This window comes from Pseudomonas sp. CBS (genome assembly GCF_024734645.1).
In the GTDB taxonomy this organism is placed as follows: domain Bacteria; phylum Pseudomonadota; class Gammaproteobacteria; order Pseudomonadales; family Pseudomonadaceae; genus Aquipseudomonas.
Map to the genome: position 1 here is coordinate 852419 of NZ_CP102929.1, position 24036 is coordinate 876454.

Sequence of the window (24036 nt, forward strand, 5' to 3'; positions counted from 1 at the left end):
CAGCCTACGGATAAACGGGACCGATAAACGGGACAGATTTATTTGCAACAATGAGGAGCCTAACGATGACCACGCCCCGTATACCTGCCAACCTCCTGCCTCCCGTTGACATCCCGTTGCTTCAGCCCCCCATCCCCGATGATGTCGAAGCCGCCGATGGCGGCATCGGCCTGCGGCATATCGAGCACCCGCTGCTGGTGCATATGGCACGTCCGGAAAACACGCCGCCAGGCACGGTGTTCGAGCTGTACTGGGGCGACCCGCAGTCGCCGGTCGCGGGCAACTTTATCCGTGACGACGATGAGGACCTCACGCGCATCCCGTTCATCGTACCGGTGGACCACATCCTCGAGTCGTGGGCCGATCCGGTGTATGCCAAAGTCATCCGCAATGGCGAAGATGGCGACGAAACCGCGCGCCTGCGGCTACGGGTCAACCTGCAGCGCCCCGGCGGGCGTGATCCTGATGACGAGACGCCGGGGCATCAGCGGTTGGTGTACGAACTGCCTCTGGATGTACTGATCGATGGCGTCGACGACGCACGCGCGGAGCGGGGCGTCGAGATCGTGTGTCGGCATTGGGAAAACATGGCGCCTTATGATCTGCTGATCCTGGTCTGGGGTTCCGAGCGAATCGAACACCGGGTCCAGCCTGAGGAGGTGAACAGCGACATCCACCTCACCGTCGACTACGCAACCATCGGCGCCGCCGGTAACGGCGAAGCGATTCCTGTGGGCTTTCAGGTAGAGGGAGCGACCGGCAATTATCCGGATGAGTGGGCGCGTTGGTCAGCGATAACCTGGGTGGACGTATACCTCGATACCGAGCGTCCAGAGGCCCCTTGGCTGACGTTCCCCGAGACTGAGCGGGATATCGAACTGGAGCAATTGGGTGGGCAGGGAGTAAGAGTGGGTGCGCGTGTCAGCAGTGCGGATGCCCGTGCGTATTCGGTCGTCACGCTGGTGTGGGCGGGCACCGACAATGAGGGCGTTGCTGTGCCGCATCTGGAGAGTCAAAACCTGTCAGGTGGCAAGGCCTATTACTTCAATATCGAAAACGCCTTGGTTGCTGCGCTTGCCAAGGGCACGGCCTATGTTTATTACCTGCTGCAGGGCGAGGGGGTTCCTGAAAAACGTTCATATAACCGCCACCTGAGGATCCTGGGTGATGTGGTCAGGTGGCCAGCACCGACCATTGATCAACTGATCGATGATCATCTGGACTCCAACTTGTTTGAAGTCACCGTACGGTTTCCTGCCCAAGCCAGTTGGCCTGACGGCGCACGTCTGGAGGTAATGCTGGTGGCCGAAGGGGAGGGTGGCCCGATTGAGCGTTGGATAGGCGCGCCGGTCGGCGACTTCCCGACCACACCCGAAGGTGAGAAGCTCGTTATGGTATCCGGCAGCATACTCAAGTATTTCAATGGTTACTCCACAGAGGTGTATTACGTTCTATCCCGCCAGGGTGCATTGCCCCAGGAATCACTGCGGCTGACGGTGCACGTGTCAGGGGTCGAGTTGGAAATCGAACAAACAAAAATGCAGTTGAATGGTTTCTCTCTGAAAGTGCCGGAATGGCCAAGAACAGGTGAAGACTCTATTGGCAATACAGGCACCCGGGTTGCTAGCGGTGGACTGCCACCCTATCGTTATTCCTCTAGCAATATGTCTATTGCATCGGTTGATCCTATTACGGGCAAAGTAACGGGTAATAGAAATGGGTCGGTTGTTATTACCGTAACCGATAGTAATGATGCTGAACTAACGTATCCCGTAGAAGTGAGCAATGTTTGGCGGTTAAATATTAATGAAGCACTCATGAATGGCTCTGGGTCGATCAGATGGATGCAGTCAATAGGGGGGCGTCCATATATGCTTACTATTCTATGGCTCGCGGCGATGTTGCTCGGGTTTATCTGCCACTTCCCTCGCGAAACAACTTTTATTGGCTGTGCGCTGCTGGTTGGAACCCTGGCACGTTTGTGGTTTTGAGTAGAGGTACGTTTGGATACGTCGCGGCCGGGGATCAATATTTACCCGCATGGTGTTTAACGCCTTTGTGACGTAAATGAAAGCGGCCTTGCCTGGGCCGCTTTAACTTTGGCGCGACAGAGAAAACCTAAACGTCGCCCCACGCCCAGCCACCTCCACCAACCGAATCTCCCGCCCATGCAACTGCAATATCCGATGCACAATCCGCAACCCCAACCCCCCATCCCGTCGTGCACCACCAATGGTAAACGCCCGCAGGAATAACCCTTCACGCAGTTCCGCATCAATCCCCGGCCCACTGTCGCTGACGGTCACTTCAACCCGATCCCCCTTGGGCGCAAGCGTGACCTGGATATCCCCGTTCACCGGCGTGTGCCGCAGCGCGTTATCCAGCAGATTAGTCAGCACCCGTTCAATCAACCCAAGATCCGCAAACACCGTCGGTACCTGCGGCGGCAGGCTGGCGCTCAAGGTGATGCCGCGCGCCTCGGCGGTCAGTTCGAATTTCTGGAAGATGTCCTGCACCAAATCCGGCAGGGAAAAGCCCTCGATCACCGGCTGTACAAAGCCATGCTCCAGGCGCACCAGTTCCAGCAGCGATTGCGCCAGGCCGCCGACCTTGCGGCTCTGGTCCAGTGCAATACCCAGGTAACGCCGACGGTCTTCGGGGCTCAGGCTGGCGTCTTTCAGCGACAGGGTTTCCAGGTAGCCATGCAGCGAGGCCAGCGGCGTGCGCAGGTCGTGGGAGATATTGGCGACCATCTCGCGACGTTCCTGGTCCTGGTGGGTGAGGGCACGCCATTGTTCGCCCAGGCGGTTTTCCATCTGGTTGAAGGCCTGGTCGAGCACGGCGATTTCGTCCTGGCTCGACGGGGCAGTGGCCACGGGCTGCTCGACTTTTGGCGCGCCGTTTATATCGAACTGGCCGACTTTCTCGGTCAGCAGGCGCAGGGGGCGGGTGATCCAGGCGAAGGCGGTCAAGCCGGCCAGCAGGCACAGGAGCGCTACCAGGGCGATGGACCACAGCGCGATATTCAGGGCGACGCTGGTGGCGTCCTGGGCGTCGAACAGGTCATGGGCCTCGCCCAGCAGCACCACGTACAGGTAGCCGGTTTGCTGGCCATTGACCTTGAGCGGCGCGGCGCTGAAAACCTTGAGCCCGTCGACGCTGCGTGGGTCATCGCCCACGATCGGCAACCGGGCGCCGCTGAGGAATCGGCGAATCGGTTCCAGGTTCACCTGGTCACGGCGCAGGTGCCCGCTGGGCGCGGCATTGCCCACCACCCGACCATTGATGTCCAGCAGGTACACCTCGACACTCGGGTTCACCAGCATCAACTGGCTGAACAGGTTGCGCACCGCATCGGGCTTGAGGCCGTCGGCGTCCATCAATTGAGTATCACGGGCGATATGTGCCGCGAGGTCGCGGGACAGGCCTTGCACCACCTCCAGTTCGTGCATGTGGTTGGAGCGCACTTGCAACCAGGCCGAGGTGCCGCTGCAAATCAGCAGCAACAGCGCAAACACCAGGGACAGGCGCTGCGTGAGGGTCAGTTTCATGATGCTTGCTCGGCAAACTTGTAGCCACGGCCCCACACCGTGAGGATGCGCGCCGGGTTGGCCGGGTCGGTCTCGACCTTGGCCCGCAGGCGGTTGATATGGGTGTTGACCGTGTGCTCGTAGCCTTCGTGACTGTAGCCCCACACGGCGTTGAGCAGGTCCATGCGCGAGAACACTTTGCCCGGCTGGCGTGCGAAGAAATACAGCAGGTCGAACTCCCGTGGCGTGAGGTCCAGGCGCTGGCTTTGCAGGGTGGCTTCGCGGGTCAGGGGGTTGATGAACAACTGGCCGAGGTCGAGGCTGCCGGCGTCCATCTTGAGGTTGCGGGCCATGGCATCTACCCGGCGCAGCAAGGCTTTGACCCGTGCCACCAGTTCGGGCATCGAGAACGGTTTGGACAGGTAGTCGTCGGCCCCCAGCTCCAGGCCGAGGATGCGGTGCAATTCACTGGAGCGGGCGCTGGTGATGATGATCGGCGTGTAGCGTGTCATGGCCCGGGCGCGGCGGCAGATCTCCAGGCCGTCGACGCCGGGCAGCATCAGGTCGAGGATCAACGCATCCCAGCCGCCTTGTTCCAGCAGTTGCACGGCCTCGTTACCGTCGGCGCTGTGCACCACCTCGAACTGCTCGTCCCGCAGGTGCAGGCAGATCAAATCGGCAATATGCGCATCGTCCTCGACCACCAGGACACGTTTGGGCTGATCCATTGGCAAAACCTTTTCTCGTGATTCACGCATTGTGCGGGTTTTGCAACAGTGTAGTTATCACGAATTGTTTAACTCTGCGTGAGGATTCCGCGACCAGACCGGGCCTAACCTTCAATCACCGCAATGGCATAAGTACGCAACCCCATTGTGGCGAGGGAGCTTGCTCCCGCTGGGGCGCGAAGCGGCCCTGAAAGATGGGCCTGCTGCGCAGGCCAGCGGGAGCAAGCTCCCTCGCCACAGTTTGTTTGTCAGCCATAGGGGGTTCGCCAGCCATCAGCACTTGTGTGAGGAGAAGGTTATGTATACGCGTCGACAAATGCTGCTGGCCGGCGGCGGCCTCGGGCTTGCGGTAATCGCCGGTGGCCTGCTGCTAAAAATCAACGCCGGGCCCGCCCTGATTGCCGAAGCCGAAGCCGCCGAACACTTCGACGTCAGCCACACCGACGCCGAATGGCGCAGCCTGCTGACCGCCGAGCAATACGCGATCCTGCGGGAGCAGGGCACCGAGCGCCCCTACAGCAGCGCCCTCAACAGCGAACACCGCAACGGCATTTTCGCCTGCGCCGGTTGCGCATTGCCGCTGTATGCCTCAACCACCAAATTTGAAAGCCACACCGGCTGGCCGAGTTTCTGGCAACCCCTGGAAAACGCTGTGGCCAGCCACGTCGACACTTCCTTCGGTGTGGAACGCAAGGAAATCCATTGCCGGCGCTGCGGCGGTCATCAGGGCCATGTGTTCGATGACGGCCCGGCTCCCACCGGCCTGCGCTATTGCATGAACGGCGCAGCCATGACGTTCACCGCGGCTTAATTCAATGTCTTCTTATAAGGGAATACCCCATGTGGCTTTTGGTTCTCGCGTATCTGGGCGGCGTGCTGACGATTGTCAGCCCGTGCATCCTGCCGGTTCTGCCTTTTGTCTTCGCTCGCACCGGGCAGCCGTTTTTGCGCAGTGGCTTGCCGCTGCTGCTGGGGATGGCGATGACGTTCGCCCTGGTCGCCTCGCTCGCGGCGGTGGGCGGCGGTTGGGTGGTGCAAGTCAATCAGTACGGTCGCTGGCTCGCGTTGCTGTTTGTTGCGCTATTCGGGCTGACCTTGCTGCTGCCCAGTCTGTCGGAACGCCTGACCCGGCCATTGGTGGCGGCGGGCAGTCGCCTGTCGGAAGCCGCCGGGGCCGATTCGCGGCCGCGGCCGGGCGCTTCGTTTCTGATCGGCGTGGCCACCGGGCTGCTGTGGGCCCCGTGCGCCGGGCCCATTCTGGGGCTGGTGCTGACGGGCGCCGCGCTGCAAGGCGCCAGTATCGGCACTACCTTGCTCTTGCTGGCCTACGCGGCAGGCGCTGCCACCTCCCTGGCCTTGGCGCTGCTGGTCGGCGGTAAAGTCTTTGGCTTCATGAAGCGCTCCCTGGGCGCCGGTGAATGGCTGCGCCGTGGCCTGGGTGCGCTGATGCTGGCGGGTGTGGCGGCGATTGCCCTGGGCCTGGACACCGGCATCCTCGCGCGCTTGTCGACGGCCTCGACCGGTGGCCTGGAACAAAGCCTGGTGGAAAAACTCAGCGCCAAGCCTGAACAGAAGAGCGGGGCGATGATGGCCGGCGGCGCGATGATGGCTGCCAACCACAGCGACACGCTGCCGGTGGAAGGCCAGTTGCCGGCGCTGGACGGCGCCGTGCAATGGCTCAATTCCGAGCCACTGACCGCCGAGGCGTTGAAGGGCAAAGTGGTGCTGGTGGATTTCTGGACCTACTCCTGCATCAACTGCCTGCGCACCTTGCCGTACGTCAAGGCCTGGGCCGAGAAGTACCGCGACCAGGGCCTGGTGGTGATCGGTGTGCACGCCCCGGAATTCGCCTTCGAGCGTGATGTGAACAACGTCACCAAGGCCATGAAGGACCTGGGCATCACCTACCCGGTGGCCATCGACAACAACTACAAGATCTGGCGCGCGTTCAATAACCAGTACTGGCCGGCGCACTACGTTGCCGACGCCAAGGGCCAGATTCGCTACCACCATTTTGGCGAGGGTGATTACGCCGAGTCCGAGCGGGTTATCCAGCAACTGCTGCGTGAAGCCGGTGCCACCAAAGTCGCAGGCGGCTTGATCGAAGCCGACGCCAAGGGCATCCAGGCCGCACCGGACATGAACGAAGTGCAGTCGCCGGAAACCTACCTGGGCTTCCAGCGTGCCGAGCATTTTGTCTCCACGGGCACGTTGGCTACCGACAAGGTCGCCCACTACCCGGCAGCCGGCAATCTCGCGCTGAACAACTGGACCCTGGAAGGCCAGTGGAACGTCGGCGGCCAGCAAGCCACCCTCGCGGCGGCCCACGGCAAGATCGTCTACCGCTTCCACGCCCGTGACCTGCACCTGGTGCTGGGGCCTGGCGCCGACGGCAAGCCGGTGCGCTTCAACGTGACGATTGACGGCCAGGCGCCGGGGGATGCCCACGGCACCGACGTTGCTCCGGATGGCAGTGGCACGGTGACCGAACAGCGCTTGTACCAGCTTGTTCGCCAGCCGGGCGCGGTCAAGGATCGGACCTTCACCATCGAGTTTCTTGATCCGCAAGTGGCGGCCTACGCCTTCACGTTCGGCTAACCCATAGCGAAATTTTGCATGGCTAACCCGATCAATGTGGGAGCTGGCTTGCCTGCTCCCACAGTTGACCGCGTTTATTCTGATGTTTCGGAGTGACTGAGATGAAACTGCTTAAGTACTTACCAGCCCTGGCGTTCGCCGCCTTTGTCGGCCACAGCTCGGCGTTCTCTTTCGGCGCGTCCGACGACGCGGTGGTGATTGCACCACCGGCCATGGATCTGCCCGCAGACTCCAACAACCTGCAAACCGCGGTGTTCGCCGGCGGCTGCTTCTGGGGTGTGCAGGGCGTGTTCCAGCACGTGCAAGGGGTGAAAAATGCGGTCTCCGGCTATGACGGCGGCTCGGCCAGCACCGCCCAATACGACAGCGTCAGCGGCGGCGATACCGGCCATGCCGAATCCGTCGCTGTGACCTACGACCCCAGCAAGGTCAGTTACGGCAAGCTGCTGCAGATCTACTTCTCGGTGGCCCACAACCCCACGGAGCTCAACCGTCAGGGCCCGGACAGCGGCACGCAGTACCGCTCGGCGATCTTTGCCCAGAACGCCGAACAGCAAAAAGTCGCCCAGGCCTACATCGCCCAACTCGACGCCGCCAAGGCTTTCGACAAGCCAATCGTGACCACCATCGAAATGGGCAAGGCCTTCTACCCGGCAGAGTCCTACCATCAGGACTTCCTGACGGAAAACCCGTCGTATCCCTACATCGTGATCAACGACCTGCCCAAGGTGGCACAGCTGAAAAAACTGTTCCCCGACCAATACCGCGCAGAACCGGTGCTGGTAAAAAACCAGTAGGAGCGAGCTTGCTCGCGAAGGTCGTTAACGATAACGCGTGCTGTCTGGATGGGAGCGGCGCCTTCGGATTTTTCGCGAGCAAGCTCGCTCCTACACTTTGGCCAGGTAGGGCGCCAGGCGCCGGCCCATTTCCTCACCCAGGGCTTGCAGCCCGCTCAAGGGGCGGATCATCACTTCAAACTCGATGATCTGCCCTTGTTCGTTAAAGCGTATCAAGTCGATGCCCTTGAGCTGTTTGCCACCGACCCGCGCGCTGAACTCCAGCACCACGCTTTGGCCGTCGGCGGTGGCCAGCTCACGGTGGTAGGTGAAGTCTTCAAAGACCTTGAACACGGTGTTGAGGATCATCGACACCACAGGCGCGCCGGGGTAGGGCGTGTGGGCCATGGGCGAGCGGAAGACTGCGTCGGGGGCGAGCAATTCGGGGAGGGCCTTGAGGTCGCCGGCATCGAGCATGGCGTGCCAGCGTTTGAGGCTGTGGGCGGCCTGGGGAGATAGGTTCAGTTGTTCGGACATGGTGGGCACCTGTTCTTATGATGGGCGGGGCGTTGCACCCCACCAACATAAGAGCGGCACCAGGGCCGGATCAATGATCCGAAATGACAGTTATATGATTGAGCCGCACATCACAGCCGTCATGATCGTTCCTGCGCTCTGCGTCGGCTTTTGAAGGCGTGACGCGGAGCGTCAACGGATGCATTCCCACGCGGAGCGTGGGAACGATCACGTCAGACGACTTCGAGGTAGGAGCTATGAATCGCCCGCGCCAACTCGCGCACGGTGTCGATAAACTCTGTCAGCCGGCTGTGCAGACCATCCTCCAGGATCTCATCAATCCCGGTATACCGCAGCCGCGCTTCAAACTCTGCCGCCAAACGCTGGGCCGTACGCCCATAGCTCCCCGGCAGGTCCGCCAGGATATGGCTCAACTCTTCAATACACGCATGCAGGGAGCGCGGTACATCGCTGCGTAACAGCAGCAACTCCGACACCGACCGCGCGTTCAACGCATTCGGGTACAGCTCGGTATACGCCTCGAACGACGACAACGCCCGCAGCAGCGCACTCCACTGGTAATACCCGCGTGCGGAAAGGTCGCTGACCTCTTCGGACTCTTCGCCAAACATCTCGTACCGCGCATCCAGCAGGCGCAACGTGTTATCCGCCCGCTCGACAAAGGTGCCGAGCCGGATAAACCGATATGCGTCATTGCGCATGATCGTCCCGGAGGTCGCCCCACGGAACAGGTGCGAGCGCTGCTTCACCCAGTCACAGAAGTGGCTGATGCCATGGCGCGCCAGGCCGCCGGCGGCGATGCTGCGCATTTCCAGCCAGGTGGCGTTGAGGTTTTCCCACATGTCGGCGGTGATCCGCCCGCGTACCGCGTGGGCATTACCTCGCGCCGCCCGCAGGCAGTTGTAGATGCTCGCCGGGTTTTCTTCGTCGAGGGCGAAGAAGTGCAACATGCGCTCGGCATCCAGCTGTTTGTGGCGTTCCAGGTAACTGTCCAGGGTGCCGCTGCTGAGCAGCGACATGGCCAGCTCGTCGAGCCCGTCACTGCGCCCGGCCTGGGGCATCAACGACAGCGAATAACTGACTTCGAGCATGCGGGCCAGGTTCTCGGCACGCTCCAGGTAACGGGACATCCAATACAGATCTGCGGCGGTTCTACTCAGCATATTCAGCCCTCCACCACCCAGGTGTCCTTGGTTCCGCCGCCTTGCGACGAGTTGACGATCAATGAGCCTTCGCGCAATGCCACGCGGGTCAAGCCACCGGGCACCAGGCGGGTTTCCTTGCCCGAGAGCACAAAGGGCCGCAGGTCGATATGTCGCGGCGCGATGCCGTTTTCGACAAAGGTCGGGCAGGTGGACAGGCTCAGGGTCGGTTGGGCGATGTAGGCGTGGGGACGGGCCTTGATGCGTTGCCGGAAGTCCTCGATTTCGGCTGCGCTGGAAGCAGGGCCCACCAGCATGCCGTAGCCGCCGGAGCCCTGGGTTTCCTTGACCACCAGTTCCGGCAGGTGGGCCAGCACGTGGGACAGTTCATCGGGCTTGCGGCACTGGAAGGTCGGCACGTTTTGCAGGATCGGCTCTTCATCCAGGTAGAACCGGATCATTTCCGGCACATAGGGGTAGATCGACTTGTCATCCGCCACGCCGGTGCCGATGGCATTCGCCAGCACCACATTGCCCGCGCAGTAGGCCGCGACCAGGCCGGGCACGCCGAGCATCGAGTCGGGGTTGAAGGCTTGCGGGTCGAGGAACGCGTCGTCGATACGCCGGTAGATCACATCAACGGCCTTCGGGCCATCGGTGGTGCGCATGAATACCTTGAGGTCGTGCACGAACAGGTCGGCGCCTTCCACCAGTTCCACGCCCATTTCCCGGGCCAGGAACGCATGTTCAAAAAACGCGCTGTTAAAGCGGCCCGGCGTCAGCACCACCACATTGGGGTTGTCCAGCCGGCTGGCGCTTTTCAGAGTCTTGAGCAGCAGGTTGGGGTAGTGGTCCACCGGGGCGATGCGTTGTTTGGCGAACACCTCGGGGAACAGGCGCATCATCATCTTGCGGTCTTCGAGCATGTAGCTCACGCCGCTGGGGGTGCGCAGGTTGTCTTCAAGCACGTAGTAGGTGCCGTCGCCGTCGCGTACAAGGTCGACCCCGGAGATGTGCGAGTAGATATCGCGGTGCAGGTCGAGGCCAACCATGGCCTTCTGGTAACCCTCGTTGCCGAGGACTTGCTCGGCGGGGATGATCCCGGCCTTGATGATGCGCTGGTCGTGGTAGATGTCGGCGAGGAACATGTTCAGCGCATTCACCCGCTGGATACAGCCGCGTTCGATGACGCTCCACTCACTGGCAGGGATGCTGCGGGGGATGATGTCGAAAGGGATCAGGCGCTCGGTGTCTTGCTCGTCGCCATACAGGGTGAAGGTGATGCCGGCACGGTGAAACAGCAGGTCGGCTTCACGGCGGCGCTGGGCCAGCAGTTCCGGCGGCGTATTGGCCAGCCAGCGGGAGAATTCCTGATAGTGCGCACGGCAAACGCCTTGTGCGTCATTCATTTCATCAAAGAAAGATCGAGCCATTCCAGTACCTTGTCAGTGCCCGGGGAAATGCTGATGGGTGGCACTGCCGCTTTAGAAAACGCATTTTTTTATGAGCCCGTGGCTGATGGTGCCAGCAGGCCTGGTCCTTACTTTCTTTTGGGGTGGGCTCTGGGTCGAGAGGTAACGATTGCTCCTGTATCCGGGCAGATGAATGGATAAAGCAATGCCTGTGCCGAAACCCCTGTAGGAGCGAGCCTGCTCGCGAAAAAACCGAGAACACCCCGTTCAGTCAGGATGCCAGCGGTATCGTTGACGCCTTTCGCGAGCAAGCTCGCTCCTACAGGGGGCGGGGCGTGCTCCAAATTGGCGCATTAACAAACTTGAACTTCGCGCCGGCCTGATTCTTCTAAAGGGTCTCAGTCCAGCACGGAGCACGGATGTGCCCAGAATCATTTCACCCGACACCCCGGAATCGAGCCTGACCGACCACAGCGAACACAACGCGAAGATTTTCGGTTCGCCCAAGGACCGTCTCGATTTCTACCGGCGCGAGATCCAGTACGAAACCAGCATCCTGGCCAACCGTACCGACGCCTACCTTACGGCGCAGTCGTTCCTGGTGATCGCCTTCGTTTCCGGCATGGGCAACCTCAACCCGGAATGGGGCAAGCTGTTCACCCTGGTGGTGCCGGTGTTCCTCGCGCTGCTGGGCATCCTCAGTTCCCTGAACGCCTGGCCGGGTATTCGGGCGGCCTACGACATCATTGATCACTGGCACTACAAGCAGAGCGAACTGCTGCGCAGCGAGCCGGTGATGGGCATGGCCTATGATGAGTCGCCGCTGTTTTCCGAGATGGAGTCGTCCCACAAGGGCTATCGCAAGTCGCTGTTGTTCTCGATGCGCGCGCCGTGGCTGTTCATGGTGTTCTGGGTAATCCTGGGGGCCTATGCGTTCTATATCCAGGTGGACAATCCCGGCTCATAAGCAATTGGAACTTCACCCACCCGCACAGGACCTTACCTTTACGCAGTCTGCGTTTTCCAACAGAGGTGAGCCATGAGCACAGACAACGACCCGCAAACCAGCAACCGTAACGATCCTGCCATCGACGGTGGCGAACCGGCGCCAGGCACCGCGGCCGACGCGCCGAAAGACCCGAAGCCTGCCAGCGACCCAAAGGCCAAGGAAAACGACTACAGTCCTGACTTCAAGCCCGAGCGCGAGCCCAAGCCTGAAACCGATGCCGATATCGATACCCAAGGCGGTTAGAGGAGACGGTCATGTCAGTTGAAATAGATGAAGACGATGAACTCAATGACCCGGGCAACGAAGACCCGGGTTCATTGATGGATGATGCCGAAGTACCGCTTAACGACCTGGATGATGCCGCCGACGTCGGCAATATCGAAAACCAGGAGTAGACGTCATTGTTGTGCCTGGGCACGTCGTTCATACCACACCAGCATCGGCTGCGTGCTGAGACCATGAACGACGATGCTCAGGGCAATGACTGACAGCGTCAGGTTCACTGCCACCGCGCTGCTGGTGCCCACCAGCCCATGATTGATGGCATAGAACAGGTAGTAGATGCTGCCGATCCCGCGAATCCCGAACCAGCCCACCAGCCCGCGCTGATGGCCATTGAGCAAGCTGCCCCAGGGTATCGACAGCACGCTGAGGGGCCGGATCACGCAAAACAGCAACGCGCCCACCGCCAGTGCCCGCCAGTCCCAATGGCTGACCAGCACCACCCCCAGCAGGGTCACCAGAAACACTTCCATCGAACGCTCCACCAGGCCGCCAAAGGCGAGCATGTCGCCCATCATCACCCCGGCGGCGATCTGCGTGTCTTGGAGTTGCCCGACGTCGCCATGCAACGCATGCTCCGGCTCCACTTCCATGTGGCCTACCACGGGTTGGGCGAGATGCTCGGCGGGAGTTTGTGAGTTGCCGGTGGACTTGAACTCGGCCTGGCGCAGTCCGAGGCCGGCGGCGAATACCGACAAAAAGCCGTAGCCGCCGATGGCTTCAGCCACCACGTAGGCCAGGGCGATCAGGGCCAGCGTCAGGTAATCATTGGGTGACAGTGTGCTGTCGGCATTGGTAATGCGCATTTTCAGGGTGATACGACCGATGCCCCGGCCCATCCAATACCCTACCAGCAGCCCGGCAGGTACGGCCCAGAGCAGGTTTTTCAGGACCCAGCCGCCCAGCCAGTCACCGTCAAAGCCGCCGTGCTGCATGAAGATCAGTGCAAAGATCACGAACGGGAAGGCCGTGCCGTCGTTCAGTCCGGCCTCGCCCGAGAGGCCGAAACGCAGCGAGTCATAGTCCTGAGCGTTATTCACCTGGACCAGGCCCGCGAGCACTGGGTCGGTGGGCGCCAGAATCGCCCCCACCAACAGCGAAACGCCCCACGACAACCCCAGCAGCCAATGCAGCACCAGGCATGTGCCGAGGATGGTCAAGAGCATCACGGGCCCGGCCATCCCAAACGCAATGCGCCAGGTTCGGTGCTTGAGGGGCAGGCGCAATTTCAGCCCGCTGACAAACAGCGAAAACAGCACGGCGACTTCCGTCAGGTGTTCCATCCAACGGGCAGAACCCTTGATGTCCAGGTGCAGCAGGTCCATGCCCAGCGGGCCGATGCAGATACCCAGCAGCAGGCAGACAGCCGAGGTGGTGACGGGCATCCAGCGCAGATAGGAGGAGGTGAGGGCGAGGATGAGCAATACCGCGCCGAGTACGGCCATCCATAAAATAAAAGTCATCGAGCGTGTACCAGGCCGTGGTCTATCCCGGTTTGAGGACCACGGCCAGGCACAGGTTCAATGTGATTCCAGCCACGGCGAACCGGTGGTTTCATGTGCGCTTATGCTTTAGCGGAACACGATAGGCAACCGCTCCATGCTGCGAAACATTATGCTTTCCTTCCATTCAATAGCCCCGGACACAGGTGCAAAGTCATAACGAATCAGTGCCGCGATCGCACTTTGAATTTCGAACCGTGCCAGAGGCGCACCCAAACAGTAATGAATGCCATGACCAAATCCGACATGGCGCTTCGCGTCACGCATCACATCCAGCCGGTCGGGATCGGCAAACATTTGCGGGTCCCTGTTGGCTGCCGACATCACGAAATAAACCTGGTCGCCACGCGGGATCACCCCATCGCCCATTTCAACATCTTCCAGTGCCGTGCGAATGGTAAGCCTGAACGCCCCCTCGTAACGTATGAACTCCTCGACCGCATTTTCCATCAGTTCCGGGTGCTCACGTAACAACTGCAGTTGATCGGGATTACGCATAAGTGCAAGCACACTGTTGCTTATGACAGATGCAGTGGTCTCGAATCCTGCCGCGAACAACAAGATAAAGTTGGCAGCCAACTCATCGTCGCTGAGTGGTTGTCCTTCATACTTTTCAAGCAGAAAACTCAAAAAATCATCTCTGGCCGGCGACCTCCTGCGTCTGCCTAGATGATCGGCTATGTATTGCATGAAGTCCTGGGCGCTCGTGTTGATTCGTTCAATTGCATCCGCTAGAACTGGATTGCCTCCCTGAAAGAGGTCGTTTGCCCACGACTCGAGCACGAACGCATCTTGCTGCGGCGTTCCCAGCATCTTCGAAATAACCCTGATCGGCAGAGGCAGCGCCAAATCCCGGACAATATCCGGTTCAGGACGAAGGCGCATATTGGCGATCAGCAAATCAACCTCTCGGTCGATATGCGCCCTCCATCTTTTTATTGTCGCATGCTCGAAAAGTGGTGAAAAAAACTGACGCAAGTGCTGATGTCGAGGAGGGTCAACCAATACCATGAAGTTGTTATAGACTTTCGAGACGGGGAGTGTCTCATCTTGGCGTAGCGATGCAGCGCCCAGTATGGGACTCACACTATCAGAACTGATTTGCCCGGGTTGCGTTGCGTTCAGGGGCTCCACGGAGAACCGTTTGTCACGTAACCCTGCGGATACATCTGTGTATCGCGTCACCCACCAAACCCCTGCAGTATCACGATAGATAGGGGCATGTTCTCGCAGCTGACGAAAAATCGGATAAGGGTTGTTGAATACCTCCGGGTGGTATTGATCAAATGTTACACCCTGACGCGACACTTCAATTGCTCGTCTTTTAGTCGGGACAAACCTCGCCGAGATCAATTGATTCAGGTCGACTTCCAGACGTGTCGATTCATTTAAAGTGCACAATATGGCGCTCGCCAACTCGGTAGCGTTTGACGCCAGAGCGATGGTGAAGTGATCGCCCCGAACAACGCTCACACGCAACGCAGGACAAAGCCGCTGCCAGCCCAATGTAGGATCACCAAAATAAGTACCGATTTTTCGCGAGGGATGCAGCGAGTCCTCGGGAAATATGTCTTGGGCACGAAAGAGGGTAATGGGGCCGGCATAGGGTAATGGCCTATAGCGCTCCATTGCCGAGAAACTTACCAGATAGGTCTCGATGATATTGTCGATAACAGACCCAGGAACGATCGCACCGCTATCACCGAGTTCCTCTTCGAGTTTGTTTGCCTGCTCATCGAGATTCAGGGCGATCATTTGTTTAGGCCAATCCTCATCGCAACTTTTACCAGAGAACCTTCTGAGCATTCCAGCAAGTTCATACATTGCCATGGTTCGATCGCTGGCGTTCGCTTCCCGGTTAGAATAAAGATCGTTGTTTTTGATCAGCGTAGTATCCAACAGCAATAAATTTTCAACCTGCTCACCTTGCTCGGTAAGACGTTGAGCCATTTCGTAAATCACAAGCCCCCCGAATGAGTGACCTGCCAGAACATAGGGACCGGAGGGTTGTATGGCCTTCATTTCCTGCAGATAGCGCTGCGCCATTTCTTCAACAGAGCCAAGCGGTGACTCTGCGCCATCGACACCTACCGCCTGGAAGAAAATTAATGGCCTGGCGTGCGCCAGCGCGTTAGAAAGCGGCAAGAGGTAATGCGGCATACCTCCCAGCCCACAGACACAGAAAATAGGCGCCGGCAGAGATAATGCTTGCAATGTCAATGCTTGCGTCAATCGAACAGAAGATTGCACCGGGCCCACAGATGATTGTCGCTGATCATGTGACACTTCATTCGATACCACGAGCTGAAGTAGCACATCGGCAATCTCCTCAACGGAACGGGCGCCGAAAATTTTCGAGACGGGAATCTCCACCTGCAAATGTCGCTCAATGCGCCCCATCAACTCCATCGTCTGAACAGAATCAAGGCCCAGTTCGTCTAAATGTAAAGAGGTTGAATCCGCTGCTTGCGCCACACTGACCAGAGAAGCCAGTTCAGTTTCAATATAGTTGATCAGAGTGTGCCGTCGTTCCGGGAAAGACTTAGACGTCGAGACCTTCTTTCCCTGCATCTCTGGCAAAGAAGCGTGCTCATTCGGAGGACACTTTGCCTTTTGCCAAACAAACTCAACCTCCAGCCTCCGCTCCAGAAAACGTTGCTTGCAACTCTGGCGCGCCAGTTTGCCGCTGGAGGTCTTATCAATCGTCCTGATTTTGAGCAAATTCACGCTGTGTAAGGGCAACCCATGATGTTTACTGACTGCCTTGACCATGGCGTTGGTGATTTCGTCAAAGGCTCGCTGTTTTTGCACGGGTGTCGACAACAGGCGCAGGTCTACCTCTGCTGCGACGACAAGGCTTTCAGTTGCGGCTTGCATAATAGTGAAAACAATCACCGCGCCCTTGCGTACGCGTGGATGGCAGAGCTCCAAGATATTTTCGATATCCTGCGGGTAATAATTTTTCCCCCTGATGATCAACAGATCTTTGATTCTTCCTGTGATATAGAGTTGTTGATCTTTAATGAAACCCAGATCACCCGTGCGCAGCCAATCGCGATGGTCTCCTTGGCCAATACGAGCCTTGAACGTGCGTGCATTATCGACCTCGAGCTGCCAATAACCCAACGCCACCTGCGGTCCGATCACCCACACTTCTCCCACTTCATCGGCCCCGACCTGTTCACAGGTTTCAGGATTGACGATTGCGAGAGTGACGGCATCCAGCGGCATGCCGCATGTCACCAACGGCGTGGCCTTGGGATGTGTCGAATCGAGTTCCATAACGTGATTTCTTGCAAGTTCGTCAACATCGACGAACGCTGTTTGCGCGATGGCCCCGATCGACCCGAAACTGACGCCGACCGTCGCCTCCGCCAAGCCATAACCTGCGAACATGCATTGGCGCGACAGGCCGACGGCCTCGAACCGGTGCAAAAAGCGTTCTACGCTGGCATACCGCACAGGCTCTGCGCCAACAAGACAGAACTTCAGACTGCTCAGGTCCCAGTCCTGATAGTCATCATGAGAGATTTTCTGGACACACAAGTCTAGGGCAAAGTTCGGACCTGCCGTATCGGTCGCCTTGTACCGATCAATTACCGATAACCAAAGAACCGGGCGCTTGAGAAAGTCGAGGGGCGACATCAACAGGGCACGAGCGCCGATAACCACCGGGAGAATGACCCCGGTCATCAATCCAAGATCATGGTACATAGGCACCCATAGCGCGATCACTCGACCTCTATCCATATGGGTGACCCGTTGGATCATTCGCGCGTTTATCAGCAAGTTCTGGTGGCTGACAACGACGCCTTTGGGAGCCGAGGTTGAGCCTGATGTGTATTGGATGAGGGCAATATCGGTGGCAGCAATCGTTGCGCTTGGCCTAACGTTCGCCTGGCCTGATTCAATGATCTCCTCCACCGCGAGCCATTGCAGCTTAGCGAGATCTGGTGCAAAACGAGCGAAGTGCTTGGCTTGCGCCAAGATAGATGTGCTGGTCAGGAGTACTGCCGCCATCGAGTCGGCGACGATGGTCAGAAGGCGCGGTAACGTACGCTCGAAACGTAGAGGATCTGGTGGGTATACCGGTACTGCTACGGCCCCCGCATAAAGGCAACCATAGAAGGCCGTGATGAAAGCAAGGCCCGGCTCGAACAGCAAAAGTACCCGCTGCCCTTCCGGGCCGTGGGTCTGTAGAGCGGCAGCAATGGCGCATGCTTGATCATGAAGCTGGCGGAAGCTGAGTCGAGCGACGGAATCCCCATTACTGTCAAGGAAAGTAAAAACTTCATCGTCCGGCGACTCTGCGGCACGTTTCTGCAAGCACGCAACCAGGGTCATGCTGTCGAATGGAGTATCTCGCTTATCCATTGATGCGTCCTTTACAAGTGAATATCCTCATTACAAAGTAGAACAACAAGCAAGTGCGAATCGGTCAGATCTTACAATTCGAAGACCAAAGTGACCAACGGTCAAGCTCGATGCCTGAGGGTGGCGTGGCGCTTGGACTCGTCATCGATGTAGGTCAGCGTGATCGCTGTAGGCACCGGCATCGGTCATGATTTGTGTTGGCTGCAATTCGGTCTGTTGTTCCAACACGACCACGACCGCATCCGCAAAAAACTCCAGGCAGCTCGGCATTACAACCCCACCGGCAGGGGACGATGCCGAACGGATAGCGACAGTCATATTGCGCCTGGCCGTCGAGAACATCAGTAAGTTCGCACGAGGCAAGAAAATCGGGGGTTTGGGTTGCACGCGCCGTTGAGCCCGATTCAACCTCGGATGATCTAGAGTAATCGTTTTTTTACTGATTGTTTCTGGCGGAGGCTTTTTTCATGAGTATCGAAACCATCAAGATCCCGGGCATCGACAAGGCCGTTTCGCGGATTGCCCTGGGCACCTGGTCCATGGGCGGCTCGATGTGGGGCGGTGCCGACAATGAGGTCTCGATCAAGACCATTCGCCACGCGCTGGACAGCGGCATCAACTTTATCGACAGCGCGCCGGTGTACGGCCTTGGGCTGTCTGAAGAACTCATCGGCCGCGCCCTGCACGGTGTGCGCCACAACGCTGTGATCGCCACCAAGGCCGGGCTGCAATGGGACGATGGCACCGTGCGCCGCAACGCCACGGCCCAGCGCATCCGCAAGGAAGTCGAAGACTCGCTGCTGCGCCTGGAAACCGACTACATCGACCTCTACCAGATTCACTGGCCTGACCCGCTGGTGGCCCAGGAAGAGACCGCCTGCGAGCTGGAAAAACTGCGCCGTGAGGGCAAGATCCTCGCCGTGGGTGTGAGCAACTATTCGCCCGCGCAAATGGATGACTTCCGTCAGTACACCCACCTGGACACGGTGCAGCCACCCTACAACCTGTTCGAGCGGGCGATCGACAGCGACATCCTGCCGTACGCCAAGCAAAACGCCTTGGTGGTATTGGCCTACGGTTCGCTGTGCCGGGGCCTGCTGACCGGCAGCATGCACGCCGCCACGCGCTTTACCGGTGATGATGTGCGCAAGCTCGACCCGAAATTCAAGGCGCCGCGCTTTGAGCAATACCTGGCGGCGGTGGCGGCATTGGACGTGTATGCCCGCGAATGCCACGGCAAGTCAGTGCTGGCCCTGGCATTACGCTGGGTGCTGGACCAGGGCCCGACGATTGCGCTGTGGGGCGCCCGTCGCCCGGAGCAACTGAAAGGCATCGAGGACGCATTCGGCTGGCAACTGAGCGCCGACGACCTGCAACATATCGACCGTATTCTCGCCAGCACGATAAAAGATCCGGTAGGGCCGGAATTCATGGCCCCTGCCCAGCGTTAACCTTTGCGACAGGGATGTCTGCGGTTGCAAAACAACAGAAGACATCCCTTTGGCGTTGAGGTTTTTGGCATGAAGCGCGGTACCGTATTCAAGACTGTCGGTGGTTTGTTGTGTGTGGTGGCATTGGCGGGCGCCTGGAAGTGGCGGGGCAATCCCGATGCGCTGTGGCAGATCGTCAGCCGCCAATGCGTGCCTGATCAGAACCAGCACCACAATCCCAGCCCGTGCCTGAAGGTCGATCCGGACAAGGGCTATGCACTGCTCAAGGACCTCAACGGCCCGTATCAGGACTTGCTGATTCCCACCGATAAAGTCACCGGCATCGAAGACATCGCGCTGACCCGAAACCTGCTGCCGCATTACTTTGCCCAGGCCTGGAAAAACCACGATGTTCTCTCCGCCGGCCTGCAAACGCCGATTGCCGACCGCTTTGTGTCGCTGGCGATCAACTCGCGTTATGGCCGCTCGCAAAATCAGCTGCACATCCATATCGCCTGTTTGCGGCCCGACGTGTTCAACGCCCTTAACGAACGCGCCGCGACCCTCAATGAGCAATGGCAAACCCTTCCGGTAAAACTGCTGGGGCACACCTATAGCGCCCGCACCTTGTCGGCAGCGGACTTCGACCTGCGCGACCCGCTGGCGATCTTGAATGAGTACGCGCAGGCCCAGGGCGACGCCATGGCCAGCTACAGCTTGCTGCTGACACCGGGTGCGAACGGCAACTTCGTGCTGTTGACTACGCGGTTGACGCTCAAGGAATGGAACCTGGCATCTGCCGAAGAGCTGCAAGACCACCAGTGCAACCTGATGGGCAAACCACCACAACGACCTGTTTTAGCTGTTAACGACATCCGCTGAAATTTGCCGTTGAACGAGTGTTCAGTTTCAATTATGTTGGCTGCACCCCCTGCCTGGTAACAGGCGGGCTTGCGCTTTTTCTGATTGAACGAGAGGCACTGGCATGCGGTTTTCACCTTTTGTTGAGCGAATTGCAGGGCAGGGCGTAGCCGCCTGGGACATTCACCACGCCGCCTTCCAGGCCAGCAGCAAAGGCGAAGACATCATCATCCTGAGTGTGGGCGATCCGGATTTCGCCACACCCTCGTTCATCACCGACGCCGCCGTCGACGCCCTGCGCCAGGGCGACACCCACTACACCGAAATCCCCGGCCGCCCGGCACTGCGCGACGCCATCGCCGCCCGCTACAGCCAATCCCTGGCTCGCCCGCTGAACGCTGAAAACGTCATCACCGTGGCCGGTGCACAGAACGCCTTGTTCGTCACTTCGCTGTGCCTTTTACAGGCCGGTGATGAAGTGATTGTCCTCGACCCGATGTACGTCACCTATGAAGCCACGCTCAAGGCCAGCGGCGCGACGCTGGTGCGAGTGCCGTGTTCGGCCGACTCGGGTTTTCGCCTTGATCCGGTGTTACTCGCTGCCGCGATCACGCCCCGAACCCGGGCGATTTTCTTTTCCAACCCCAACAACCCCACTGGCGTGGTGCTCAACCCCCAGGAGCTGCAAGCGATTGCCGACCTGGCGATCGAGCATGAACTGTGGGTGGTGGTGGACGAGGTCTACGAAAGCCTGGTGTTCGATGGCGAGTACCACAGCCTTGCCGCACTGCCGGGCATGGCCGAGCGCTGCATCGTGATTGGCAGCCTGTCCAAATCCCACGCCATGACCGGCTGGCGCATCGGCTGGATCATGGCGGAACCTGCCATGGTGGCCCACGCTGAAACCCTGGTGTTGAGCATGCTCTACGGCTTGCCGGGGTTTGTGATGGAAGCCGCGACGGCTGCTGTGCTGGCCCACGATGAAGTCACCCAGGGCATGCGTGAAACTTACCGTCGCCGCCGTGACCTGGTGGTGGCGGGTCTCAGCGGTTGCCCGGGCATCCACGTACGCGCTCCGCAAGCCGGCATGTTCGTGCTGGTGGATGTGCGGGACACCGGCCTCAGCTCCCTGGATTTCGCCTGGCGCCTGTTTCGCGAAGCGGGGGTTTCCGTATTGGATGCCGCTGCCTTCGGTGAGCCGGCCCAGGGCTTTGTGCGGCTGTCGTTCACCCTGGGTGAAACCCGGCTGGCGGAAGCCTGTGAACGCATCAGCCGCTTCGTTGCCAAGCTGTCCCGTGAACCACGAATAGAACCTGCGGCGAAAATCATCAGCGTGCAGCCGGTTGCGGCGAAGAAGATGATCGAGGTGCTCGACCTGCACAAACGCTTCGGCAATATCGAAGTGCTCAAGGGCATCTCCCTGACGGCCCACGAAGGCGAAGTGATCTCGCTGATCGGCGCCAGCGGCTCGGGCAAAAGCACCTTGCTGCGCTGCATCAACATGCTCGAAGTGCCGGACCAGGGCAGCATTCACGTCGACGGCGAAAGCATCAAGCTCAACTACGGTCGCCCCGGCGCACCGCTGGTGGCCGACGCCAAACAGCTGGTGCGGATTCGCTCGACACTTGGCATGGTGTTCCAGAATTTCAACCTGTGGCCCCATCGCACGGTCCTGGAAAACCTTATCGAAGCGCCGATCCAGGTGCTGCGCGAAAGCCGCGCCGAAGCCATCGAACGCGCCGAAGCCTTGCTCGACCGGGTTGGCCTGGCCGCCAAGCGCAACGAATACCCGGCGTTCCTCTCCGGCGGCCAGCAACAGCGGGTGGCCATCGCCCGCGCCTTGGCCATGCGCCCCAAAGTCATGCTGTTCGACGAACCCACTTCGGCCCTCGACCCGGAACTGGTGGGCGAAGTGCTGCGGGTGATTCGCTCCCTGGCGGAAGAGGGCCGCACCATGATCCTGGTGACCCATGAAATGGCGTTCGCCCGGGACGTGTCATCCAAAGTCGCGTTTTTGCACCAAGGTCTGATCGAGGAAAGCGGCTCGCCGGACTCAGTGTTTATCGACCCACGCAGTGAACGTTGCCGGCAGTTCGTCAACGCGCATCAAACTCGCTAACTCCAAAAAAAGACGGGGCAAGATCATGAAATCCAAACGATTGGCAAAGTGGTTGAGCAGTGCTGTGTTGATGCTGGCGGCAGGTACGGCGTTGGCGGCGGAGAAACCCATTGTGTTCGCGGTAGCGGCGGAACCCTATCCACCGTTCACGGTGAAGGGTGGCAACGGTGAATGGTCCGGCTTTGAGGTGGACCTGATCCACAAGCTCTGCGGCTTGATGAAGGCTGAATGTCAGATCAAGGAAGTGGCGTGGGACGGGATTATTCCGTCGTTGCTGGCGAAGAAAATCGACGTGATTTTTTCCTCGATGTCGGTCACCGAAGAGCGCGAAAAACAGATCGCTTTCAGCCGCGCCTACTACGACTCGCTGCTGGGCATTGCCGGCCCCAAGGGCACCACCGTCGAGGTCACGCCGGCGGGGTTGAAGGGCAAGATCATCGGCGTGCAGATCTCCACCGTCAGCGCCAACTACCTGAAGAAGTACTACGAGAACATTGCTGACCTGAAGTACTACGACACCCAGGAATCGGCCAACGCCGACCTGATTGCCGGGCGCACCGACCTGATGATGGCCGACGGTGTCGCCATCGCCATGATGGTCAAGACCCCTGAAGCCCAGGGACTGGCGGAAATCGCCGAAGTGCCTTACGACCCGATCATCGGCCGTGGCGTGGGGGCCGGCCTGCGCAAGGAAGACACCGAACTCAAGGCCCGCCTGGACAAGGCCATTGGTGAGTTGCTGGTGAGCAAGGACTACGCCGACCTGTCCCAGAGCGTGTTTGGGGTGTCGGTCAGCCCGTGCAAAAGAGCCGACACGCCTGCCTATGTGAGCAAAGTCTGCGACAGCCCCTACACAAACTAACCCGGTAGAAAGGGAGTGCCTGTGGCGAGGGAGCTTGCTCCCGCTGGGGTGCGAAGCGCCCCCAAAAAATGGGCCTGCTGCGCAGTCCAGCGGGAGCAAGCTCCCTCGCCACAGCAAGCCCCCTCGCCACAGGTTCACTGCGTGTCATCGAAATAGGGAGCAGCGATGTTCGATCTACTCAACTTCAGCGAGCAAGGCTGGGGCAATGCTCTGCTCAAAGGGCTATGGATGACCCTGCAGATCTCCGCCGGTTCGTTTGCGGTGGGGCTGTTGATCGGCCTGGTGGTGGCCTGCGCCAAGCTCAGTGCACCGCGCCCGATAGCCCTGCTGATGCGCGGTTACACCACAGTCTTTCGCGCCGTGCCCGAGTTGCTGCTGATCCTGCTGCTGTATTACGCAGGCTCCATGGGCCTCAACGCGCTGATGCTGTGGCTGGGGTTTGCGCAGTTCAACATCAGCGGCCCGCTGGTAGCCGTCCTGGTACTCGGGCTGGTGCAAGGCGCGTACGCCTCGGAGATTTTCCGCGCGGCGATCCTCGCGATCCCCCACGGCCAGATCGAAGCGGCGCGGGCCTTTGGCTTGAGCGGCGTTGGCCTGTTCCGTCGGGTGACCCTGCCGATCATGGCGCCGTACGCCCTGGCCGGGATGTCCAACCTGTGGATCAACCTGATCAAGGACAGCGCACTGATCAGCGTGGTGGGCACCAATGAACTGCTGTACACCGCCAAACAGGCGGCGGGCTCGACCCGGCATTACCTGTTGTTTTACCTCACGGCCGCCGCCTTGTATTACCTGGTGACATTGGCCTCCAACTACCTGTCCGGGCGCCTGGAACGACGTATTCGTCGCTGGATGCCGGTTGTCGAGTGAGCCG

Annotated in this window: 20 protein-coding genes; 12 read left to right on the forward strand and 8 right to left on the reverse strand. The window is 59.5% G+C overall.

Annotated features, from left to right (window positions below; genetic code table 11):
- The first annotated feature begins 65 nt into the window (after window positions 1-65).
- The gene (locus NVB75_RS03675; protein ID WP_258346040.1) at window positions 66-1991 is read left to right on the forward strand and encodes an Ig-like domain-containing protein; all 1926 of its coding nucleotides are present in this window, start codon (window positions 66-68) and stop codon (window positions 1989-1991) included.
- 102 nt (window positions 1992-2093) lie between these two features.
- Here NVB75_RS03675 and NVB75_RS03680 read toward each other — a convergent pair whose 3' ends face one another.
- Together NVB75_RS03680 and NVB75_RS03685 are read right to left on the reverse strand one after the other, a co-directional pair.
- Entirely contained in the window at window positions 2094-3551 is a 1458-nt protein-coding gene (locus NVB75_RS03680) for a sensor histidine kinase KdpD (protein ID WP_258346041.1), read from the reverse strand.
- Entirely contained in the window at window positions 3548-4258 is a 711-nt protein-coding gene (locus NVB75_RS03685; protein ID WP_017479736.1) for a response regulator transcription factor, read from the reverse strand. The genes NVB75_RS03680 and NVB75_RS03685 overlap by 4 nt, the downstream gene beginning before the upstream one ends.
- Window positions 4259-4556: 298 nt before the next feature.
- Here NVB75_RS03685 and msrB point away from each other — a divergent pair, with 298 nt between their 5' ends.
- The 3 genes from msrB to msrA all read left to right on the forward strand — a co-directional run bounded on the left by msrB (window position 4557) and on the right by msrA (window position 7653).
- Window positions 4557-5069, forward strand: coding sequence for a peptide-methionine (R)-S-oxide reductase MsrB (gene msrB, locus NVB75_RS03690; protein WP_258346042.1), 513 nt, complete (start codon window positions 4557-4559; stop codon window positions 5067-5069).
- A gap of 29 nt (window positions 5070-5098) precedes the next feature.
- Window positions 5099-6856, forward strand: a complete 1758-nt coding sequence (locus tag NVB75_RS03695) for a cytochrome c biogenesis protein DipZ (protein WP_258346043.1) — start codon at window positions 5099-5101, stop codon at window positions 6854-6856.
- Between the two features lie 101 nt (window positions 6857-6957).
- On the forward strand, window positions 6958-7653 hold the full coding sequence (gene msrA, locus NVB75_RS03700; protein ID WP_258346045.1) for a peptide-methionine (S)-S-oxide reductase MsrA: 696 nt from the start codon (window positions 6958-6960) through the stop codon (window positions 7651-7653).
- Window positions 7654-7743: 90 nt separating this feature from the next.
- On the opposite strand, the gene NVB75_RS03705 is transcribed toward msrA, so the two are convergent.
- From NVB75_RS03705 to NVB75_RS03715, 3 genes are all read right to left on the reverse strand, one after another.
- Window positions 7744-8169: a nuclear transport factor 2 family protein gene (locus NVB75_RS03705; RefSeq protein ID WP_258346047.1), complete on the reverse strand. Its 426-nt coding sequence runs from the start codon at window positions 8167-8169 to the stop codon at window positions 7744-7746.
- Between the two features lie 212 nt (window positions 8170-8381).
- On the reverse strand, window positions 8382-9332 hold the full coding sequence (locus NVB75_RS03710) for an alpha-E domain-containing protein (protein WP_012724311.1): 951 nt from the start codon (window positions 9330-9332) through the stop codon (window positions 8382-8384).
- A gap of 2 nt (window positions 9333-9334) precedes the next feature.
- On the reverse strand, window positions 9335-10744 hold the full coding sequence (locus tag NVB75_RS03715) for a circularly permuted type 2 ATP-grasp protein (RefSeq protein ID WP_076013495.1): 1410 nt from the start codon (window positions 10742-10744) through the stop codon (window positions 9335-9337).
- Between the two features lie 400 nt (window positions 10745-11144).
- Here NVB75_RS03715 and NVB75_RS03720 point away from each other — a divergent pair, with 400 nt between their 5' ends.
- The 3 genes from NVB75_RS03720 (at window position 11145) to NVB75_RS03730 (ending at window position 12127) form a co-directional block, all read left to right on the forward strand.
- Window positions 11145-11690 carry a hypothetical protein gene (locus tag NVB75_RS03720; RefSeq protein WP_063030302.1) on the forward strand — a complete coding sequence of 182 codons (546 nt, stop codon included), beginning with the start codon at window positions 11145-11147 and terminating at the stop codon, window positions 11688-11690.
- Between the two features lie 72 nt (window positions 11691-11762).
- A complete protein-coding gene (locus tag NVB75_RS03725) occupies window positions 11763-11975 on the forward strand; it encodes a hypothetical protein (protein ID WP_076013493.1) in 213 nt (70 codons plus the stop codon).
- Between the two features lie 11 nt (window positions 11976-11986).
- Window positions 11987-12127 (forward strand): hypothetical protein, encoded by a 141-nt coding sequence (locus tag NVB75_RS03730; protein WP_167410157.1) that lies wholly within the window; start codon window positions 11987-11989, stop codon window positions 12125-12127.
- A 3-nt stretch (window positions 12128-12130) separates the two neighbouring features.
- Here NVB75_RS03730 and NVB75_RS03735 read toward each other — a convergent pair whose 3' ends face one another.
- The 3 genes from NVB75_RS03735 to NVB75_RS03745 all read right to left on the reverse strand — a co-directional run bounded on the left by NVB75_RS03735 (window position 12131) and on the right by NVB75_RS03745 (window position 18208).
- Complete coding sequence (locus tag NVB75_RS03735) at window positions 12131-13477, reverse strand: sodium:proton antiporter (protein WP_258346052.1); 1347 nt, start codon at window positions 13475-13477, stop codon at window positions 12131-12133.
- 108 nt (window positions 13478-13585) lie between these two features.
- Window positions 13586-17890, reverse strand: a complete 4305-nt coding sequence (locus NVB75_RS03740) for a cytochrome P450 (RefSeq protein WP_258346053.1) — start codon at window positions 17888-17890, stop codon at window positions 13586-13588.
- A gap of 141 nt (window positions 17891-18031) precedes the next feature.
- On the reverse strand, window positions 18032-18208 hold the full coding sequence (locus NVB75_RS03745; protein WP_258346054.1) for a transposase: 177 nt from the start codon (window positions 18206-18208) through the stop codon (window positions 18032-18034).
- Window positions 18209-18357: 149 nt separating this feature from the next.
- Here NVB75_RS03745 and NVB75_RS03750 point away from each other — a divergent pair, with 149 nt between their 5' ends.
- From NVB75_RS03750 to NVB75_RS03775, 5 genes are all read left to right on the forward strand, one after another.
- Window positions 18358-19341: an aldo/keto reductase gene (locus tag NVB75_RS03750; RefSeq protein WP_258346055.1), complete on the forward strand. Its 984-nt coding sequence runs from the start codon at window positions 18358-18360 to the stop codon at window positions 19339-19341.
- A 69-nt stretch (window positions 19342-19410) separates the two neighbouring features.
- Complete coding sequence (locus tag NVB75_RS03755; RefSeq protein WP_258346056.1) at window positions 19411-20202, forward strand: CDP-diacylglycerol diphosphatase; 792 nt, start codon at window positions 19411-19413, stop codon at window positions 20200-20202.
- Between the two features lie 103 nt (window positions 20203-20305).
- Window positions 20306-22300, forward strand: coding sequence for an aminotransferase class I/II-fold pyridoxal phosphate-dependent enzyme (locus tag NVB75_RS33105; RefSeq protein ID WP_309149014.1), 1995 nt, complete (start codon window positions 20306-20308; stop codon window positions 22298-22300).
- Window positions 22301-22325: 25 nt separating this feature from the next.
- Complete coding sequence (locus NVB75_RS03770) at window positions 22326-23162, forward strand: transporter substrate-binding domain-containing protein (protein ID WP_063030288.1); 837 nt, start codon at window positions 22326-22328, stop codon at window positions 23160-23162.
- Between the two features lie 165 nt (window positions 23163-23327).
- On the forward strand, window positions 23328-24032 hold the full coding sequence (locus NVB75_RS03775; protein ID WP_258346057.1) for an ABC transporter permease: 705 nt from the start codon (window positions 23328-23330) through the stop codon (window positions 24030-24032).
- Window positions 24033-24036: the final 4 nt, after the last annotated feature.

Excerpts from the sequence above, each read along its gene's own strand:
- NVB75_RS03675 (WP_258346040.1), top strand. The coding sequence starts at position 66 with ATGACCACGCCCCGTATACCTGCCAACCTCCTGCCTCCCGTTGACATC.
- NVB75_RS03680 (WP_258346041.1), bottom strand. The coding sequence starts at position 3,551 with ATGAAACTGACCCTCACGCAGCGCCTGTCCCTGGTGTTTGCGCTGTTG.
- NVB75_RS03685 (WP_017479736.1), bottom strand. The coding sequence starts at position 4,258 with ATGGATCAGCCCAAACGTGTCCTGGTGGTCGAGGACGATGCGCATATT.
- msrB (WP_258346042.1), top strand. The coding sequence starts at position 4,557 with ATGTATACGCGTCGACAAATGCTGCTGGCCGGCGGCGGCCTCGGGCTT.
- NVB75_RS03695 (WP_258346043.1), top strand. The coding sequence starts at position 5,099 with ATGTGGCTTTTGGTTCTCGCGTATCTGGGCGGCGTGCTGACGATTGTC.
- msrA (WP_258346045.1), top strand. The coding sequence starts at position 6,958 with ATGAAACTGCTTAAGTACTTACCAGCCCTGGCGTTCGCCGCCTTTGTC.
- NVB75_RS03705 (WP_258346047.1), bottom strand. The coding sequence starts at position 8,169 with ATGTCCGAACAACTGAACCTATCTCCCCAGGCCGCCCACAGCCTCAAA.
- NVB75_RS03710 (WP_012724311.1), bottom strand. The coding sequence starts at position 9,332 with ATGCTGAGTAGAACCGCCGCAGATCTGTATTGGATGTCCCGTTACCTG.
- NVB75_RS03715 (WP_076013495.1), bottom strand. The coding sequence starts at position 10,744 with ATGGCTCGATCTTTCTTTGATGAAATGAATGACGCACAAGGCGTTTGC.
- NVB75_RS03725 (WP_076013493.1), top strand. The coding sequence starts at position 11,763 with ATGAGCACAGACAACGACCCGCAAACCAGCAACCGTAACGATCCTGCC.
- NVB75_RS03730 (WP_167410157.1), top strand. The coding sequence starts at position 11,987 with ATGTCAGTTGAAATAGATGAAGACGATGAACTCAATGACCCGGGCAAC.
- NVB75_RS03735 (WP_258346052.1), bottom strand. The coding sequence starts at position 13,477 with ATGACTTTTATTTTATGGATGGCCGTACTCGGCGCGGTATTGCTCATC.
- NVB75_RS03740 (WP_258346053.1), bottom strand. The coding sequence starts at position 17,890 with ATGGATAAGCGAGATACTCCATTCGACAGCATGACCCTGGTTGCGTGC.
- NVB75_RS03745 (WP_258346054.1), bottom strand. The coding sequence starts at position 18,208 with ATGACTGTCGCTATCCGTTCGGCATCGTCCCCTGCCGGTGGGGTTGTA.
- NVB75_RS03750 (WP_258346055.1), top strand. The coding sequence starts at position 18,358 with ATGAGTATCGAAACCATCAAGATCCCGGGCATCGACAAGGCCGTTTCG.
- NVB75_RS03755 (WP_258346056.1), top strand. The coding sequence starts at position 19,411 with ATGAAGCGCGGTACCGTATTCAAGACTGTCGGTGGTTTGTTGTGTGTG.
- NVB75_RS33105 (WP_309149014.1), top strand. The coding sequence starts at position 20,306 with ATGCGGTTTTCACCTTTTGTTGAGCGAATTGCAGGGCAGGGCGTAGCC.
- NVB75_RS03770 (WP_063030288.1), top strand. The coding sequence starts at position 22,326 with ATGAAATCCAAACGATTGGCAAAGTGGTTGAGCAGTGCTGTGTTGATG.
- NVB75_RS03775 (WP_258346057.1), top strand. The coding sequence starts at position 23,328 with ATGTTCGATCTACTCAACTTCAGCGAGCAAGGCTGGGGCAATGCTCTG.